Origin of the sequence: Acidithiobacillus sp. HP-2, from assembly GCF_015100155.1 — a bacterium.
Classification (GTDB): domain Bacteria; phylum Pseudomonadota; class Gammaproteobacteria; order Acidithiobacillales; family Acidithiobacillaceae; genus Acidithiobacillus.
This window is the reverse complement of the sequence record NZ_JACKZA010000004.1, coordinates 86,516-102,921: the sequence shown is the minus strand read 5'-3', so window position 1 is coordinate 102,921 and position 16,406 is coordinate 86,516. Positions and strand designations below refer to the sequence as shown.

Here is a 16,406-nt window from a genome sequence, read left to right as displayed (position 1 = left end):
TCAGTATTTCAATTGAGCGCTACCTGATTGCACCTTGCGGCAACACCAATACATATACTCCATTTTATTCTTCATCATCCCGGTCAATAACATACGCACAGCCATCTGACTGCGCGTACCGGAAGAAAGCCTTTGACTGCGAGTCACCTGAACAAGCGTTTCACAAGTCCCACACTCACCCGATGTAAATTCCACTAACATGGTATCTCGCTTCTTAACTTTGATAGTTGGCATAATAAAACGTATCCCAGTAGGGCTAAAGTCGGCCATTTCACCATCAAAATTCTGACCATTTTTACAAGATATTTTAAGCGGTTCTGTTATATTAATTCGCGAATATTTTCGCACTGATCGCTTATAAACAGCCAATGGCGCGGCAACTATCGCGATGTTATCATAATTGTATAAAAATTTCGCGAAAAAAGCATAGAAGTTGTTACCATATCCAATAATTACCATAATTCGCTCATTATTAGTAACATGACTTAATCTCTGGGAAACACTAAATTTTAGAGAAATAGTACTTGAACTCACGCTATAAAGACTGCACAGCTGCCCGGAATCCGCTTCGGCGGATGAAAATACGATTACTTCACGAGTCAGCATGGCACTGAGAAGAGTAGCCTGATCTTCATGTACTATTTCCTGAAAAATTTTTTCAATTACTTGCAGATACTCTCTAAATGTTTGTCCGGCGCGGGGAGGCAATATGAGGCTCAGATCATTTGTAGTGCTCTCAGTGCTAGCCATATGCTTCATCCAGCACAAGTGACTTTGGCAACTGACCTACTCTTTTTCCCTGTCTGAACCATTCTTTTAACGAGATATGCTTTGAACTCTTTACCAAATTCAGGATGCCTGAGTGCAAACTCGATAATGGCCTGGAGGTAACCAAACTTATCGCCACAATCAAAGCGCTGTCCTTCAAATTCATAACCAAGCACCTGACGCTCAAGAGCTAAACGGGCAATGGCATCCGTCAATTGAATTTCACCTCCAGCGCCCGAGGGCAATTCTTCCAGAAGGTCAAAAATTCTTGCAGGAAGCACATAGCGGCCCACCACCCCTAAATTGGAAGGAGCTGACTTAGGCGATGGTTTTTCAACGATCCCGCCGATACGCACAATTTGTTCTTCCTGACCCAATGAAGCGATTATTCCATAACGACTGCATTCTTCCCTCAGAACCTGTTGAATTGCCAGTATAGCCGTCTGATAACGGCTATACTGCTCTTTCATCTGTAAAAGCACCGGCTTTTCTGAAAGAATCAGATCATCCGCCAAGAGCACCGCAAAGGGATTATCGCCAACCACATCACGAGCCATAAGCACCGCATGACCAAGCCCTAAAGCCCGAGGCTGGCGAATAAATGTCGTAGTCACACCGCGCGGCACAATATTCTGAATTTCCTTCAGTAGAGCTGTTTTACCGCGCTTTTCAAGTTCTGTTTCCAGCTCATAGGCGACATCAAAATGGTCGGCAATAGCACGTTTGCCCCGCCCCGTTATGAATACCAGACGATCACAACCTGCTGCCAAAGCCTCTTCTACGGCATATTGAATCAGCGGTTTGTCCACCACGGGCATCATTTCCTTAGGAGTTGCTTTTGTAGCAGGAAGAAAACGGGTACCCATGCCTGCCACCGGAAAGACTGCGGTCGAAACAGATTTTTTTGCCACATCCGGAACATGTTTCTGCATGACACACCTCATTTTTGCAGGGTCAAAATTTTAGTTACCAAGCATTAGCAATTCTTATACCATGCAAAGCAAATGGTGTTCTTCACCGTCCCTTCTTCTAAAAAATCATCCATAGACAGATGCCAGGCGTAAAAAATGTGATACATATTTATTCTCAGAAAAATATTTTTGATTAAAACCAAAACAGTAAATAAACCCAAAACTTTAACAAAATTGAAACACGCTATCCCTGTGAAACAGGTTTTGTCTGCTTTTCGTGCGCAAAACAGCAGGCTATACTGATCGCAGAGGGCGTGTCCTGTTGCCCCACAGGCAGCCAGTGGATCCAATCACTACCGGAGAATATGTATGATTACTGAACATCAAGACTTGAAAGCAGAATTTCCTGAACTGGCTGAACACATGGACCAACTCCTGGCAGAACAAGGGCATTTTGCCCGGCGCTATGAAGAGTTCAATGAACTGACCGCCCACATTGAGCACATTGAGCGCAATGATGCGGCTAGCGGTTCACAAAGTCTGGAAGAAATGAAGAAAAAACGCCTGCTCCTGAAAGATGAAATATACCGGATGCTCACATCGGATTAAGCCTGTACATTCCCGAAGAAAGAACACCCATCATCTTCGGGTGTTCTTGGTTGATAAATCCTGGAAGCAGCCGTTGGCCGTTAAGCTTTGCCGCGACTTTGGCCCGCGCCGTTGTTGTTCTTCGTGAAATCCTGCGCCCTTCAGAAGAGCTGTTTGAGCCCAAAGGGCGAGTTCTCTCCTGACAGCAGGATGAGCCGTAGAACAACAGGCAAGGGACGTTGGCGCAAAAAGCTTAACGGCCAACGGCCGTTTCCAGGTTAATGCTGCGTTTTTTCTTCCCACCATTGGGTCAGCAGATCCACATCCACCACAACGCGTGCACCCGCTTCGCGTCCCTGCAGAATCTGTGCAGGAGCCTGGGGCTCGCCGAGTTGATCAAGCACCCGCAGAGCCGCTGAAAAATTCTGGTGTTGCGTGTATTCCGTTTGCGTAATCACCGTAGCCAAACCGGCAGAGGCGGCAGAACGCAAGCCATTTTCCGAGTCCTCCAGAGCCAGACAGTCTGGGGCCGGAAAACCCAGTTGCTGCAACACATACAAGTAAATATCCGGGGCAGGTTTTTTATGCGGCACAATATCCCCAGCGCCAATAGTCTGGAAACGCCCGGGTCCATCTTTACCCAGGGTGCTTTTCAGCAGGGACTCCACATTGGCTGGGGTGGTCGTGGTCGCTATGGCTACGGGCAGACCGGCATCTCTGGCCGCATTCAGCAGACGTTCTACACCGGGGCGCAAGGGTAAAAGACCCGCTTCCATCATCTCCACATAAAAACCCGTTTTCTGCTTGTGGATTCTGGCAATATCCGCATCACCAAGCTGCGGATAATCAGGATGATCATTCAAAAAGCTGCGCAATCGCTCCTTGCCACCGGTCACCTTCAAATAATGCCCGTACGTAGGCACATCCCATTCAAAGGGAAGGTCTGCAGCGGCAAAGGCCTGGTTGAAAGCCACACGGTGAGCATCCCGCTCGGTATCCGCAAGAGTTCCGTCCACATCAAAAATCAGGGCGCGCAAGGGCATAAGCTTTATTCCTGGTACAGAGTTGAAGGAGCTGGCATTGTAAACGCAAGCTGCAAGATTGCCAAAATGGCTGATCTCTGTTAAACGTAAGCGGATTTATTACAAGGACAGGAAGATCACATGGCAGACCAAGCCTCTCAAACTGCTGGCATCAGCCCCAAAAATGTTCAGCAATACACCGCATTTGTTCCTTACGAACCAAAGCCTGACGAAGAATACATGAACGACGCGCAAATCGCTCACTTCCAGAAAATTCTGGAAGACTGGCGCGGCGAACTCATGGCTGAGGTCGATCGTACTGTGCAACACATGCAAATGGAAAACGTCAACTACTCGGATCCCAATGATCGCGCCAGTCTCGAAACCGACATGGGTCTGGAATTACGGGCAAGAGACCGGGAACGCAAACTGATTCGCAAAATCACCCAGGCTCTGGGTCGCATCAAAGAAAATGAATACGGTTATTGCGAATCCTGTGGTGTGGAAATTGGTCTGCGGCGCCTTGAAGCCAGACCAACGGCCACGCTTTGCATTGATTGCAAAACACTTGAAGAAAAACGTGAAAAACAAATGGCGCAGGACTGAAAACTTTTATTTTCGGAGCAGGCAGAGCGCAGCGCGCGCCCCCATCGGGGCGCGCACCCACGACGCCAGATAATAACCGGGAATGCACAACAAGTGCCCGGCTTCATCCCACAGCAGGGGAATATTCGCTCGCCACTCTGGCGGTATGCCAGCCTCCAGCATGATATTTTTCACCGTTCGATGCTGTCCGTTAGCCATCCGTGACCGCTCACCGTTTTGACGGCGCCGCCAATATAAATTGACCTGGGCACACTCCGCGAGCAAAGCATGACTGACTCCTTCCCCAGACCCTTGCGCCAGTAACCGGCATTCCCAGCCGCGAAAAGGAAGGGGCCGGGAAATATCCCAGCTACCCTCTTGCCAATTATCATCAAACTCCGGGGCACGAATTAGATAGAGTACTTTCCCCTGAATCCTGCAGGCGGCACCTCCCTCCCATTGAATGCTTTTGGCTGTAGCGGTCTGCAGTGCGTCCTGAAGGACCTCCAGACGCGCCCGGGAGGGTAATGGACACTGAAGACGTTGCAGCCAGCCCCGCAAAAACATCCTTTGCCGGGCTGGAGATAACTGCTGCAAAAAGCTTAAGGACAACGCGTCTTCCTTCAACCCGGGGTGTTCTGACTGGTGCCGATCCCAATACAAGGCAAACCAGTCATCGACGAGTTCGTGAACATCGCCCAGATTTTCTGCCGTTCGGGCCACGGTAGTCACGGCATGCGGCCAGCCGAGGTTTTCGAGCAGAGGTAACAGCTGCTCACGGACACGGGTCCGGTCATAACGGGGATCCTGATTTGCAGGATCGGAAATATAGGGGATTTTCTTTTCCTGGAGGTAATCCAGCAGTGCCTGTTTGGGAAACTGCAAAAAAGGACGAAGCAACACCCCTGCCCCCAGGGGTTTCTGCCGGGGCATGGCAGACAGTCCGGCAATACCCGTACCCCGCAATAACTGCAGGAAAAAAGTCTCGGCCTGATCTTGCTGATGTTGAGCGGTCAGCAGATAGTCCCCGGCCTGAAGCTGCGCCGCCAGCAACGCATAGCGACCGCGACGCGCCCGATCTTCCGGGCCTTCTCCTGAAGTTTCTGGAGGTAAATGCAGCACCGTACAGGAGACACCCAGGGCGCTGGCCTGCGCGACGCAAAAACGCGCCCAGTCCGGGCTCTCGGCGTGCCAGCCATGATCTACATGCAAGGCCCGCACAGGACAACCCAATGCCACCAGGGCGACCAGCAAAGCGGTTGAATCTGATCCGCCACTATAGGCCACAAAAAACGGGCGCTCCCGAGGCAGGAGTTCCCATTTTTGGAGAATGATCTGGAGCTTTAGCTCCAGATCAGGCCGCGCCGACCACTCCATAGTGCATCAGGCGTTCATAACGGGTGGTCAGTAATTTGCTGGTATCCATCGCTTTCAATTCGTCCAGATGCTGGGCGAACCGCTCCCGGACCAGAGTGAAAACGGCTTCCGGATCACGATGGGCACCGCCCATGGGCTCGACCAGGACTTCGTCTACCAGTCCGAGAGACTGTAAACGGCGAGCGGTAATGCCGAGGGTTTCTGCCGCTTCTGCTGCCATTCCGGCATCTTTCCAGAGAATGGACGCACAGCCTTCTGGTGAAATAACAGAATAAACACTGTATTCCAGCATCAGCATCCGATCACCCACGCCTATGGCGAGCGCGCCGCCTGACCCGCCTTCGCCAATAACGGTACAGATGATGGGAACGGCGAGATCGGACATGACCGCCAGATTCCGGGCAATGGCCTCACTTTGACCGCGTTCCTCCGCACCGATTCCAGGATAGGCACCAGGCGTATCAATAAAAGTAAATACCGGCAATTGAAAGCGTTCGGCCAGACGCAAGAGGCGCAGTGCCTTGCGATACCCCTCAGGGCGAGGCATACCAAAATTACGCTGGATTTTTTCCTTGGTATCGCGCCCTTTTTGATGCCCCATCCAGACAATCGGCTGATCATTGAAGCGGGCCAAGCCGCCGATGATGGCCTGATCATCGGCAAAAGCGCGGTCTCCGGCCAGAATTTGCACTTCACTGAACAGGGCCTGCACATAATCGAGGGTATAGGGGCGCTGGGGATGCCGCGCCACCTGTACAGTCTGCCAGGCACCCAACTTACTGTAGATGCGCTGCAGCTCCTTGCGGGCCTTCACTTCGAGGCGTTTGATTTCATCGGCAATACCGGGCTGATCCAGAGCACGCAGCTCTTCTACTTTGGCTTCCAGCTCCGCTACACCCTGTTCAAAATCCAGATAACTGATTTTCATAGGTACTCCTGAACAATCTGAAAACTTGCCTCAGGCGGGACGCCGGGTCTTGCGCTGTCCACGTTCCAGAGGAATCACATTATTTACCAGCGAAGTGGCAGCACGGTACGTCCACTGCCATTGATATCCCTCGGGCATATGCGCCTGCAGTGCCGCCAGGGCTTCTTCACTCGCCACAAAACTTAAGCTTTCCGGAACTTTTAACAGCACCTGCAGGTCATTGTCCACCGGTAAACGCAGGAGCAGACGCACAGAGCCCGGATATTGCTGAAGCCAGTCATGCAAAAGCTCGGGAGCCAGCGACTCACCCTGAGGAATTTCCACGACCAATTGTGTTGCCAACTCTTCACGAGCCCGCTGGCGATCCAGCACCCTCAGGGCGCTGAGCCGCAGACCACCGGAATAGTTGTCTTCGCCGACCTCACCCAGGACCAGCACGGGTTCTTCACCTTCTCCGATTTTTCCCGCATGGGCCCAGACTTCGGCAAATACCACCACCTCCAGACGCCCCACACCGTCATCCAGAGTGAGAAAATAAATACGATCGCCCCTTTTGGTACGGGTGCTGCGCCGCGCCACCACCAATCCGGCAACCAACATAACGGTTCCCACCGCAATATTGCTCAAAGGCTGCACGCCCAGCTCGGCAAGTTCCGCACGGAGATCATCCATGGGGTGGCCGCTGAAATAAAAGCCCAGGGTTTCCCGTTCCTGACGCAGTATTTCTGTGGAGGTCCACAGCTCAGCATGACAAATGGGGGGTGCGACAGGCAGTGCTTCCAGCCCGTCAAAAAGGGACTCCTGCAGACTGGCCTGGCTTTGCTGAAATTGGGCGGCTGCTTCAATGGCGCTTTCCAGAGAAGCCATCAGGTCCGCTCTGGACACCTGCCAGTCATCCATGGCGCCGGCCCGAATCAAGGCCTCCAGCGCGCGGCGATTGATTTTTTGGCTATCTACCCGACAAAGCAGGTCAAAGAGGCTCTGGAAAGGACCTTCTTTACGCGCTTCCAGAATACTCTGAATCGCCGCCCGTCCCAGGCCCTTGATCGCCCCCAAACCAAAACGGATATCCTGCCTGCCTTCGGGTTTAAACTCCAGACCACTGCATTGCACGCTGGGCGGGGCAATGCGTAGGCCCATGCGTTGACATTCGGCGATCATCGCCACGACCTTGTCGGTATGGTCCATATCTGCAGTCAGAACCGCCGCCATGAAAAACTGGGGATAATGGGCCTTGAGATAAGCCGTCTGATAGGAAACCAGAGCGTAGGCCGCAGAATGGGATTTGTTGAAACCATATTCCGCAAATTTTTCCATCAGATCGAAGATAGCTCCTGCCTGATCGGGATGCAGGCCATTTTTATGTGCGCCCTCCAGAAAAATACTGCGTTGTTTGGCCATTTCTTCGGGTTTTTTCTTGCCCATGGCGCGGCGCAGCAAATCGGCACCCCCCAGGGAATAGCCTGCCAGGACCTGCGCCGATTGCATGACCTGCTCCTGATAAACAATAACGCCGTAGGTTTCCTTGAGAATGGGTTCGAGATTGGCGTGCAAATAACTGACCTGGGCCTTGCCATGCTTGCGAGCAATAAAATCGTCCACCATGCCCGACTGCAAAGGACCGGGACGAAACAGGGCCACCAGGGCGACAATATCCTCAAAAGTATCGGGTTGCAGACGCCGCACCAGATCACGCATGCCCGATGATTCCAGCTGAAACACGGCCACGGTTTCCGTGGATTTCAGCAGTGCAAAAGTGTCTGGATCATCGAGCGGGAGTTGCTGAATATCCAGGGGCGCAAGGTCCTCCGTGACGGCAGCGGCATTAATGAGTTTTACCGCCATATCAATAATGGTCAGGGTGCGCAGACCCAAAAAGTCGAATTTGACCAGACCCATTTTTTCGACATCATCCTTGTCGAGCTGGGTCACATTACCACCACCACCAGAACTGTCCGTAAATAGCGGTAAACGATCCGCCAGCGGCTCTGGAGAGATGACAACCCCCCCCGCATGGGTGGAGGCATGGCGCGGCAACCCTTCCAGACGCAAGGCAATATCCAGAAGATCGCGTACGTCGTCTTCTTCGGTCTGGCGGCGCCGCAACTCTTCGGATTCTTCCAGGGCTTTGGCCAGGGTCATGCCCAAATCACCGGGCACCAGCTTGGCGAGCTGGTCCACAAACCCGTAGGGCAGTCCCAGCACCCGGCCGACGTCCCGGACCACCGCCCGCGCTTTCATTGTTCCAAAGGTAATGATCTGGCCGACCCGTTCGCGACCATATTTTTCGGCGACATACTGAATGACCCTATCGCGTTGATCCATACAGAAATCCACGTCGAAATCGGGCATGGATACCCGTTCTGGATTCAGAAAGCGTTCAAAAAGCAGGCCGTTACTGATCGGGTCCAGATCGGTGATTCCCAAAGCATAAGCCACCAGAGAACCGGCGCCCGAACCGCGTCCGGGTCCGACCGGAACCCCATTGTTCTTGGCCCATTGGATGAAGTCCGCCACAATCAGAAAATAGCCGGGAAAACCCATTTGTTGAATAACGCCTACTTCACGCAGCAGGCGTTCATGGTAGGGGAGGCTATCCTGGGCACGAATCTGCAGCGCATCCAGACGCGTCTGCAGCCCTTTCTGAGCCGCTTCATGCAGATATTCATCCACAGACTGGCCCTCAGGAATCGGATAATCAGGCAAGGCGTATTGGCCCAACACCAACTCCATATTACAGCGTTTGGCAATTTCTACCGTGTTGTCACAAGCTTCGGGTAAATCCGCAAAAAGTGTGCGCATTTCCTCTGGATCCGGCAAACAATGCGCGGCGGTGAAACGTCTTGGCCGGCGTGGATCATCCAGTGTCAGCCCTGCAGAAATGCATTGCCGGGCATCAAAGGCGGCAAAATCGGCGGCATCCAGAAAATGGGCATTATTGGTAGCCACCACCGGTAAATCCAGCTTTTCGGCCAGCCCGAGGGTTGCTTGCAGCAGACTTTCCTGATCTTTTTCGCCATTCCGTTGCAGTTCCAGATAAAAGCGTTCGGGAAACCAGTCTGCATAGCGTTTTGCCAACCGTTCAGCCTGCGCATGATCGCGGCGCAGCAAAGCCCGACCGATTTCACCCTGCCCCGCTGCGGAAAGGGCAATTAATCCATCACTGGCCTGCTGCAACCATTCGGCGGCAATTTGCGGGCGGCCCTGCTGATGTCCCTCCAGATAGGCGCGACTCAACAGACGGCTGAGATTGGCGTAACCGGTTTTGTTCATGCACAACAAGATCAGGCTGGCGGGGCGGTCTGCATCGCCCTCATCGTGGACCCAGATTTCACTCCCGATCAGTGGTTTCACGCCCTGACTGCGGGCGGCGTTATAAAACTTCACCAGAGCAAAAAGATTACCGTGATCCGTAATCGCCACTGCCGGCATATTTTTTTCGGCACAGCGCTTGGCCAGCGCCTTGACCGGAATAATGCCATCCTCCAGCGAATATTCGGAATGCACATGAAGATGGACAAAAGTCGGTTCACTCACTGCTTTGCCTCCCAGGCTCGATCCACCGGAGCAAAACCACGTCGATGCAGCGGACAAGGTCCATATCGCTGTAATGCCTGCATATGGACTGCGGTTCCATAACCCATGTGCCGGGCCAAGCCATAATGCGGATAATAAGCATCCAACACCTGCATGGTCTGATCTCTGGCCACCTTGGCGAGAATACTGGCCGCTGCAATAGCATCTACCCGACCATCACCGCCCACCAGAGTCTCAACCTGCCAGCCCGGCGGTGACTGGTTACCATCCACAACAACAAGCTCCGGACGCACTGGCAGGGCAGCAATAGCCCGGGACATGGCCCGTAAAGAGGCCTGTAAAATATTGTAGCGCTCAATTTCCCACACTGCCGCCCAGCTCAACGACCAGGCCCGCGCTTCCTGCCGAATTCTGGCAGCCCATTGCAGGCGGGCCTTGGCGGTCATTTTCTTGGAGTCATTCAGGCCGTACAGAGGTTCACGCAAAATCACCGCCGCCGCAATGACCGGCCCCGCCAGCGGACCACGACCGGCTTCATCCACACCCGCGCACGAGGGTCCCCAGTGCTCCAAAACCGGAGATATTCTGGCTGTACTCATCCTCAATTATTCATGCCACTGGCCATTTTTGGATTTACCCGTCATGAAAGCATTTTCCGTAATACCTGTTGCAGCGCCTCCGGGGAATCCCCCTGCAACAAGTCACGTATCTGCTTCAGGCGCTGGACCTGTTTGTGCCCAGCCTCGGTAAATAAGGGTAACAGAGCTGCAGCAACTTGTCCGGGTTTAAAGGCATCCTGCAAAAACTCCGGATAAACAGACTCTTTGAGTAAAATATTGGGCATAGCCACAAAAGGGGTTTTAACCAGGCGCCGCGCAAAAGCGTAGGTCAGGGCATTCAGGGCATAAACCACTACCGCCGGACGTTCCATCAGTGCGGTTTCCAGGGTCGCGGTTCCGGAAGCCACCAGTACCACATTGGCGGCTGACAGTACTGTGCGGGTTTGGGCAATAACCACCAGAGCATCACAGGGGCCTGCTCCCTGTTGCCACTGGTGGTTCCAAGCCGACGCCAGTTCATCACGAGCCAGTGCCACGACAATTTTCAACCGGGGCATTTGTTCTCGCAGAATACTTGCGGTTTGTGCATAACGGCGGGAAAGTTTTTCCAGCTCACCACGCCGGCTGCCGGGCAGCAAGGCGAGGACCTGATCCTCCGCTTCGAGCCCCAGAGCCGCCCGAGCAGTCAAACGATCGGGTGCAGCAGTAGTCTGTGCCAGCAAAGGATGGGCCAGAACCTGCACCGGAACACCGGCTTCGGCATAAATGGGCACTTCGAAGGGAAAAAGCACCAGCATTTGATCAACAATCTGCTTGATTTGATGAATGCGCTGCCCGCGCCAGGCCCAAATCTGCGGCCCCACCACATAAAGAACGCGAATGCCCAGTGCCTTGGCCGCCTTGGCAATGCGCATATTGAATGCTGGGTGATCAATCAGAATGACACAAGTGGGCCTTTCTTTTTTCAGATGCGATACAACCTGATGATACAGTCGGCGTAGCGCCCCATAATGGCGCAGAACCTCAACCAGACCGATGATGGCAAGTGGTTCCCCGTCGGCAATATTTTCAACGCCGGCGGCCTGCAAACGCGAACCCACTACTCCTGACCAATGTAAATTCAGGCCAGCAGCAGTCGCATTTTCCATGATTTCCAGTCCGAGATTTTCCCCGGAACGCTCTACAGCAAGGATAAACACCTTGCCCAATGCTTTAATCCTTCAGCGTGCGGCGAATCACCTCTGCCACCCGGGCAACCTGCGCCTCTTGCAGCTCGGGAAACATGGGCAAGGACAAAACCCGCTCGGCCAGCTTATCCGCTACCGGACAATGACCTTGAGGCTGATCACCAAACATTTTCTGGCGATGACCGGGTATGGGATAATAAATGGCACTGGCAATGTGCTCTGCCTGCAAGGCGGCTTTTACCGCATCCCGACCTTCCAGCTGAATCGTATATTGGTGGTATACATGCTGATAAGCTTCTGGTGCATGGGGCAACTGCAGATCCAGGCCCGCCAGATGCTCGGCATACCAGGCAGCCGCCTGCTGACGACCCGCATTAAAAGTAGAAAGATGCGGAAATTCCGTGCGCAAAATCAATGCCTGCATTTCATCCAGACGACTGTTATAACCCAACACATCATGATGATAAGTCTGCCATGAACCATGATTGCGCAAGCCCCGTAATTGTTTTTCCAGTTCCGGATCATTGGTCACCACCATGCCGCCATCACCAGCACCGCCAAGATTTTTGCTGGGGAAAAAGGAAAAACAGCCGATATCACCAAAGCTTCCCACCGCACGCCCATGAATACTGGCCCCGATAGCCTGGGCACAATCTTCAATGACCTTCAGATGATGCTGCTGCGCCAAAGACATGATGGCGGGCATATCGGCAGGCAGCCCATAAAGATGAACCGGAATAATGGCTTTGCTGCGGTCGGTGATGGCCGCTTCAATGAGTGACGCGGTCAGCACATAATTTTGCGGGTCCACGTCTACAAAGACCGGCTTGGCACCCACGTAAAGGACCGCTTCTGCCGTAGCAATAAAGGTGAAGGTAGGCACAATGACCTCATCCCCAGGCCCAATCCCCAAAGCACGCAGAGCCAGCAACAATGCATCTGTTCCCGACGCGCAGCCTACCCCATGGGCTACTCCACAGAGTTGAGCCACATCCTGTTCCAGAGCACGACCGTGTTCACCGAGGATAAAACCCGCCTGATCCAGAATTTTTCCCAGTCCGGCAAGAATTTCTTCACGCAGTGGCTGAAAATGTGCACGCAAATCGACCATGGGAATGGCTGTACTATGGCTCATGTATTGATATCCTGTTTAAAAATCCATTGACTGGGTCTGGTCCATCCCTCAGCGGGAAAGAAAACCATCCACCGCCTTGCGTACGTGCAGCGCTGCCGCCAATACCCGGCGACCCGCCATACCATCACAAAATACTGGAGTTTGATTAAGCACCGCACCCAGAAAATCTTCAATTTCTGCGGCCAGGGCATCGGTTTTAGCCAAATTGACGGCTTCATCCCGAACACCGGGAATACCTGGGACGGCGCCTTCTCCGCGATGGTAAATGTGCAGGGTATTCTGGATAAAATCCACAGAAGCGTAACGGTCCTGCCAGAAAATCCGCAAGCGTCGTGCCGGTTCGCGCACCACCCGGGAGGCCGCGAGGTTCACTACGGTACCGTTACTGAGAGTAATCCAGGCATTGGCCATGTCGGCCTTGTCGGTCACTGCGGCAACGCCTACCGCACGCACATCAACAGGTTCGGCCCCGGTCAACAGTAAGGTCAGATCCAGATCATGAATCATAAGATCCATGATGACATCAATATCCAGAGAACGGGGTTTGAACGGTGCCAGACGCTCTGCCTCCAGGTAACGCGGGGCGCCATAACCCGCCTGACGCAAATGGCGAATGGCTGGATGCACTCTTTTGATATGCCCCACAGCCAGAACCAGTTGACGTTCCTGAGCCAGGGCAATCAGGGCATCTGCTTCCGGAATATCCAGCGTGAACGGCTTTTCAACCAGGCAATGCACTCCTGCACGCAATGCTTCTTCAGCCACCGCATGATGCGTTGAAGTTGGAGTTGCTATGGATATGGCCTCTACTGATGCCAGCAGCTCAGGAATGCTGGCGAAAGCCCGACAACCCAGTTCCCTGGCCACTTCAGCAGCACGATCCGGATTGGCGTCATAAATGCCTTGCAGATCGGACAAATTGGCATATTTCTGGGCATGAAAGCGACCTAAATGACCCACACCGATCACGGCTGTTTTGAGATTTTTCATGGCCGGGTAATTCCTCGCTTGCTGTTCTGGATGAAGTCCAGTAGATGGGCGATTTCCGGGGCATCAAGACCACGCTTGCGCACCTCTTCCATAGCATCATCCAGACGCTGTCCAGAGCGGAACAAAATTCTGTAAGCGCGTTTGATTTGTAAAATGGTCTCACGGGAAATGCCTCTCCGGGCCAGACCACGGACATTAATACCATGAAGACTGGCATGATTCCCGGCAGCCATCATATAGGGTGGAATATCCAGGGGCGCCATGGTCCCCCCACCCAGAATAGCGTGCGAACCAATACGCGCAAATTGATGTACAGCAGTAAGACCACCCAGAATGGCATGGTCTTCAATACATACATGTCCGGCCAGCGTGGCTGCATTGGCCATCACTACCTGATCGCCGATGCGGCAGTCATGGGCCACATGACAATAGGCCATGAGCAGATTGTGGCTACCAATTCGCGTCACACCGCCACCCTTTATCGTGCCGCGATTCACCGTCACGAACTCCCGCAAGGTATTGTGCGAACCGATTTCCAGTGCCGTAGGCTCGCCCTTGTAGCCTAAATCCTGAGGGGCCGTACCCACCGAAGCAAACTGAAAAATATGGTTATGGCTGCCAATCCGGGTCGGACCTTCCAGTACCGCATGCGCACCAATCTGACAATGAGCGCCCAGCTCTACCTCAGCACCGATCACTGCGTAAGGACCAATTTTACAATCAGAACCAACAATGGCACTTGGATCAACGATGGCCGTAGGGTGAATATTCACGCTCATTGAGCAGTTTCCCGAAGTGTCGCTAGCAACAGGGCTGAAGCCACCTCATGACCATCTACCAGTGCCTGGGTTTCCATTTGCCACATTCCCGAACGACGCCGACTGACGTTAGCCAGCAGTTCCAGGCGATCGCCTGGAGTGACCGGTTTGCGGAAGCGGGCCTTATCAATACCGGCAAAATATACGGCGGCATTTTCACCATATTTATCTTCCGAAACAAAAGCCAGCAGAGCGGCTGCCTGGGCCAGGGCCTCAATAATCAAAACCCCCGGCATGACGGGCATGGCCGGAAAATGTCCCTGAAAAAAAGGCTCATTCATGGTAACATTTTTGACTGCCCGCAACGACTTTCCTATCTCCAAATGCAGCACACGATCTACCAGCAAAAAAGGATAGCGATGCGGTAATCGCTTCATAATATCCTGAATATTCAGTTCACTCTCCATGAAATGGCTCTCCGTCAGATGATGCTTGGTGCGCAGATTTTTTCTCCAGAGTTTTTACCCGCCGGAACAAGGTATCCAGCCCGTCAAAGCGGGCAACAATGCGCCGCCAACGCGTAATTTCATGGGCTGGGACCACTCCCGAATAAACCCCCGGGCTACGCAGGGAATGGGTAATCGCACTTTGTCCGGCAATCACGCAGTTATCCGCTATTTCAACATGTCCGGTAACGCCAACCTGCCCGCCAATCCGGCAATGGCTGCCAATACGGGTACTGCCCGCTATGCCAGCTTGACCAGCAATCACGGTATGCGCGCCTATTTGTACATTGTGACCGATTTGCACCAGATTATCGATCTTGACCCCGTCGGCAAGGATTGTATCGGTCAGAACACCACGATCAATACAGGTATTGGCACCTACCTCCACATCATTGCCGATCAATACCCCGCCTATCTGGGGAATTTTCAGATATTTCCCGTTTTCTTCCGCAAACCCAAAACCATCCGCACCAATAACCGCACCCGCGTGGAGAATACAACGTTCGCCTATGCGGCAACCAGAATAGATTTTTGCACCGGGATAAACATGGGTTCCCGCTCCTATCTGAACGTCAGCGCCCACAAATACCCCTGCCTCCAGCCAAACTCCGGCCGCAATCTGTGCCCCCGCCGCCACCTTGACGAAAGCATCCATGCGTACCTCAGGATGGATCTGTACATTTCGATCCAGTTGGGCGCTGTGATGAATACCCGGTTCATGCCGGGCCACAGGAAACAGGTACTGCATGATTTTAGCGAAAGCCGCATAGGGATTTTTGACAACAATGCAGTTTCCAGAAAATTCATCGGCAGATTCAGGACTGAGAATAACGGCACCAGCCTGACTGGACTGCAAACAGCTGCGCAGGCTGCTCGCCTGGAAAAAAGTAATATCCCCAGCCTCGGCGGTATCAAGAGGCGCCATTCCGGTAATCAGGTATTCCGCATCGCCGCGCACTTCTCCAGCGATGTGTTGTGCCAGATCCTGGAGACGATGCGCGCCGGTTGCTCTCATTATTTTTTACCTGCGGACTTTGCCGCACTCATCGTGCTGTTCATGGCTGCCACCACCTGCCCGGTCAAATCAATGGCACCACTGACATACAATACCGACTTGTCATTGAGGATGACCGTATAATGCCCGGCACGGCCAATTTGACTGACCACCTTGACCAGTTGGGTCTGAATATTCTTGAGGATCTGATTGCGCTGATAGTTGAGGCTATCCTGAGCCTGGCGCTGAAATTGCTGAAGACTGAGAATCATATTTTGCAATTGTGCTTCACGATCCTGCCGCTGGGCGTTACTCAAATGCGGGAAATCTTTTTCCAGCGATTTCTGAAAAGTATCTATCTGTTGGCGCTTGGATTCTATTTCCTTTTGCTTGGCCTCCACCTGCTTATTGAGGTTCGCCGCGCCGACCTGCGCTTCTGGAAGCTCGCGCAGGGCTTTATCAAGATCGACAAAGCCGATTTTCATGGGGTCCGCGAAGGCCATCACGGCAAACAGCAGCAAACCCAGACCCAGAAGTAACTGACGCATCATACCCATATC

The 16,406-nt window shown here is 53.0% G+C and carries 16 protein-coding genes; 2 read left to right on the top strand and 14 right to left on the bottom strand.

The window, feature by feature from the left end; translation table 11 throughout:
• Entirely contained in the window at positions 1-750 is a 750-nt protein-coding gene (locus H7F11_RS04335; protein ID WP_193649965.1) for a PilZ domain-containing protein, read from the bottom strand.
• 5 nt (positions 751-755) lie between these two features.
• Entirely contained in the window at positions 756-1,700 is a 945-nt protein-coding gene (gene galU / locus H7F11_RS04330) for a UTP--glucose-1-phosphate uridylyltransferase GalU (protein WP_193649964.1), read from the bottom strand.
• Between the two features lie 348 nt (positions 1,701-2,048).
• Between galU and H7F11_RS04325 the strand changes: the two genes are divergently transcribed.
• Positions 2,049-2,288 carry a YdcH family protein gene (locus tag H7F11_RS04325; protein ID WP_193649963.1) on the top strand — a complete coding sequence of 80 codons (240 nt, stop codon included), beginning with the start codon at positions 2,049-2,051 and terminating at the stop codon, positions 2,286-2,288.
• 257 nt (positions 2,289-2,545) lie between these two features.
• On the opposite strand, the gene H7F11_RS04320 is transcribed toward H7F11_RS04325, so the two are convergent.
• Positions 2,546-3,310, bottom strand: a complete 765-nt coding sequence (locus tag H7F11_RS04320) for an HAD family hydrolase (protein WP_193649962.1) — start codon at positions 3,308-3,310, stop codon at positions 2,546-2,548.
• Between the two features lie 120 nt (positions 3,311-3,430).
• Here H7F11_RS04320 and dksA point away from each other — a divergent pair, with 120 nt between their 5' ends.
• Positions 3,431-3,895, top strand: a complete 465-nt coding sequence (gene dksA / locus H7F11_RS04315; RefSeq protein WP_193649961.1) for an RNA polymerase-binding protein DksA — start codon at positions 3,431-3,433, stop codon at positions 3,893-3,895.
• A 6-nt stretch (positions 3,896-3,901) separates the two neighbouring features.
• On the opposite strand, the gene tilS is transcribed toward dksA, so the two are convergent.
• From tilS to H7F11_RS04260, 11 genes are read right to left on the bottom strand one after another with little or no spacing between them, the layout of a single operon-like run.
• A complete protein-coding gene (gene tilS, locus H7F11_RS04310; protein ID WP_227485238.1) occupies positions 3,902-5,251 on the bottom strand; it encodes a tRNA lysidine(34) synthetase TilS in 1,350 nt (449 codons plus the stop codon).
• Positions 5,229-6,179, bottom strand: coding sequence for an acetyl-CoA carboxylase carboxyltransferase subunit alpha (locus H7F11_RS04305; protein ID WP_193649960.1), 951 nt, complete (start codon positions 6,177-6,179; stop codon positions 5,229-5,231). The genes tilS and H7F11_RS04305 overlap by 23 nt, the downstream gene beginning before the upstream one ends.
• 30 nt (positions 6,180-6,209) lie before the next feature.
• The gene (gene dnaE / locus H7F11_RS04300; RefSeq protein ID WP_193649959.1) at positions 6,210-9,716 is read right to left on the bottom strand and encodes a DNA polymerase III subunit alpha; all 3,507 of its coding nucleotides are present in this window, start codon (positions 9,714-9,716) and stop codon (positions 6,210-6,212) included.
• On the bottom strand, positions 9,713-10,315 hold the full coding sequence (locus H7F11_RS04295) for a ribonuclease HII (RefSeq protein ID WP_193649958.1): 603 nt from the start codon (positions 10,313-10,315) through the stop codon (positions 9,713-9,715). The genes dnaE and H7F11_RS04295 overlap by 4 nt, the downstream gene beginning before the upstream one ends.
• Before the next feature lie 41 nt (positions 10,316-10,356).
• On the bottom strand, positions 10,357-11,475 hold the full coding sequence (lpxB, locus tag H7F11_RS04290) for a lipid-A-disaccharide synthase (RefSeq protein ID WP_319803338.1): 1,119 nt from the start codon (positions 11,473-11,475) through the stop codon (positions 10,357-10,359).
• 13 nt (positions 11,476-11,488) lie between these two features.
• The gene (locus tag H7F11_RS04285) at positions 11,489-12,598 is read right to left on the bottom strand and encodes a DegT/DnrJ/EryC1/StrS family aminotransferase (protein WP_193649956.1); all 1,110 of its coding nucleotides are present in this window, start codon (positions 12,596-12,598) and stop codon (positions 11,489-11,491) included.
• A 48-nt stretch (positions 12,599-12,646) separates the two neighbouring features.
• Positions 12,647-13,588 carry a Gfo/Idh/MocA family protein gene (locus H7F11_RS04280; protein ID WP_193649955.1) on the bottom strand — a complete coding sequence of 314 codons (942 nt, stop codon included), beginning with the start codon at positions 13,586-13,588 and terminating at the stop codon, positions 12,647-12,649.
• Entirely contained in the window at positions 13,585-14,367 is a 783-nt protein-coding gene (lpxA, locus tag H7F11_RS04275) for an acyl-ACP--UDP-N-acetylglucosamine O-acyltransferase (protein WP_193649954.1), read from the bottom strand. Before lpxA ends, H7F11_RS04280 begins: the two co-directional genes overlap by 4 nt.
• The gene (fabZ, locus tag H7F11_RS04270; protein WP_193649953.1) at positions 14,364-14,813 is read right to left on the bottom strand and encodes a 3-hydroxyacyl-ACP dehydratase FabZ; all 450 of its coding nucleotides are present in this window, start codon (positions 14,811-14,813) and stop codon (positions 14,364-14,366) included. Before fabZ ends, lpxA begins: the two co-directional genes overlap by 4 nt.
• Positions 14,803-15,867, bottom strand: coding sequence for a UDP-3-O-(3-hydroxymyristoyl)glucosamine N-acyltransferase (gene lpxD, locus H7F11_RS04265; RefSeq protein WP_193649952.1), 1,065 nt, complete (start codon positions 15,865-15,867; stop codon positions 14,803-14,805). Before lpxD ends, fabZ begins: the two co-directional genes overlap by 11 nt.
• Entirely contained in the window at positions 15,867-16,397 is a 531-nt protein-coding gene (locus tag H7F11_RS04260) for an OmpH family outer membrane protein (protein WP_193649951.1), read from the bottom strand. The genes lpxD and H7F11_RS04260 overlap by 1 nt, the downstream gene beginning before the upstream one ends.
• Positions 16,398-16,406: the final 9 nt, after the last annotated feature.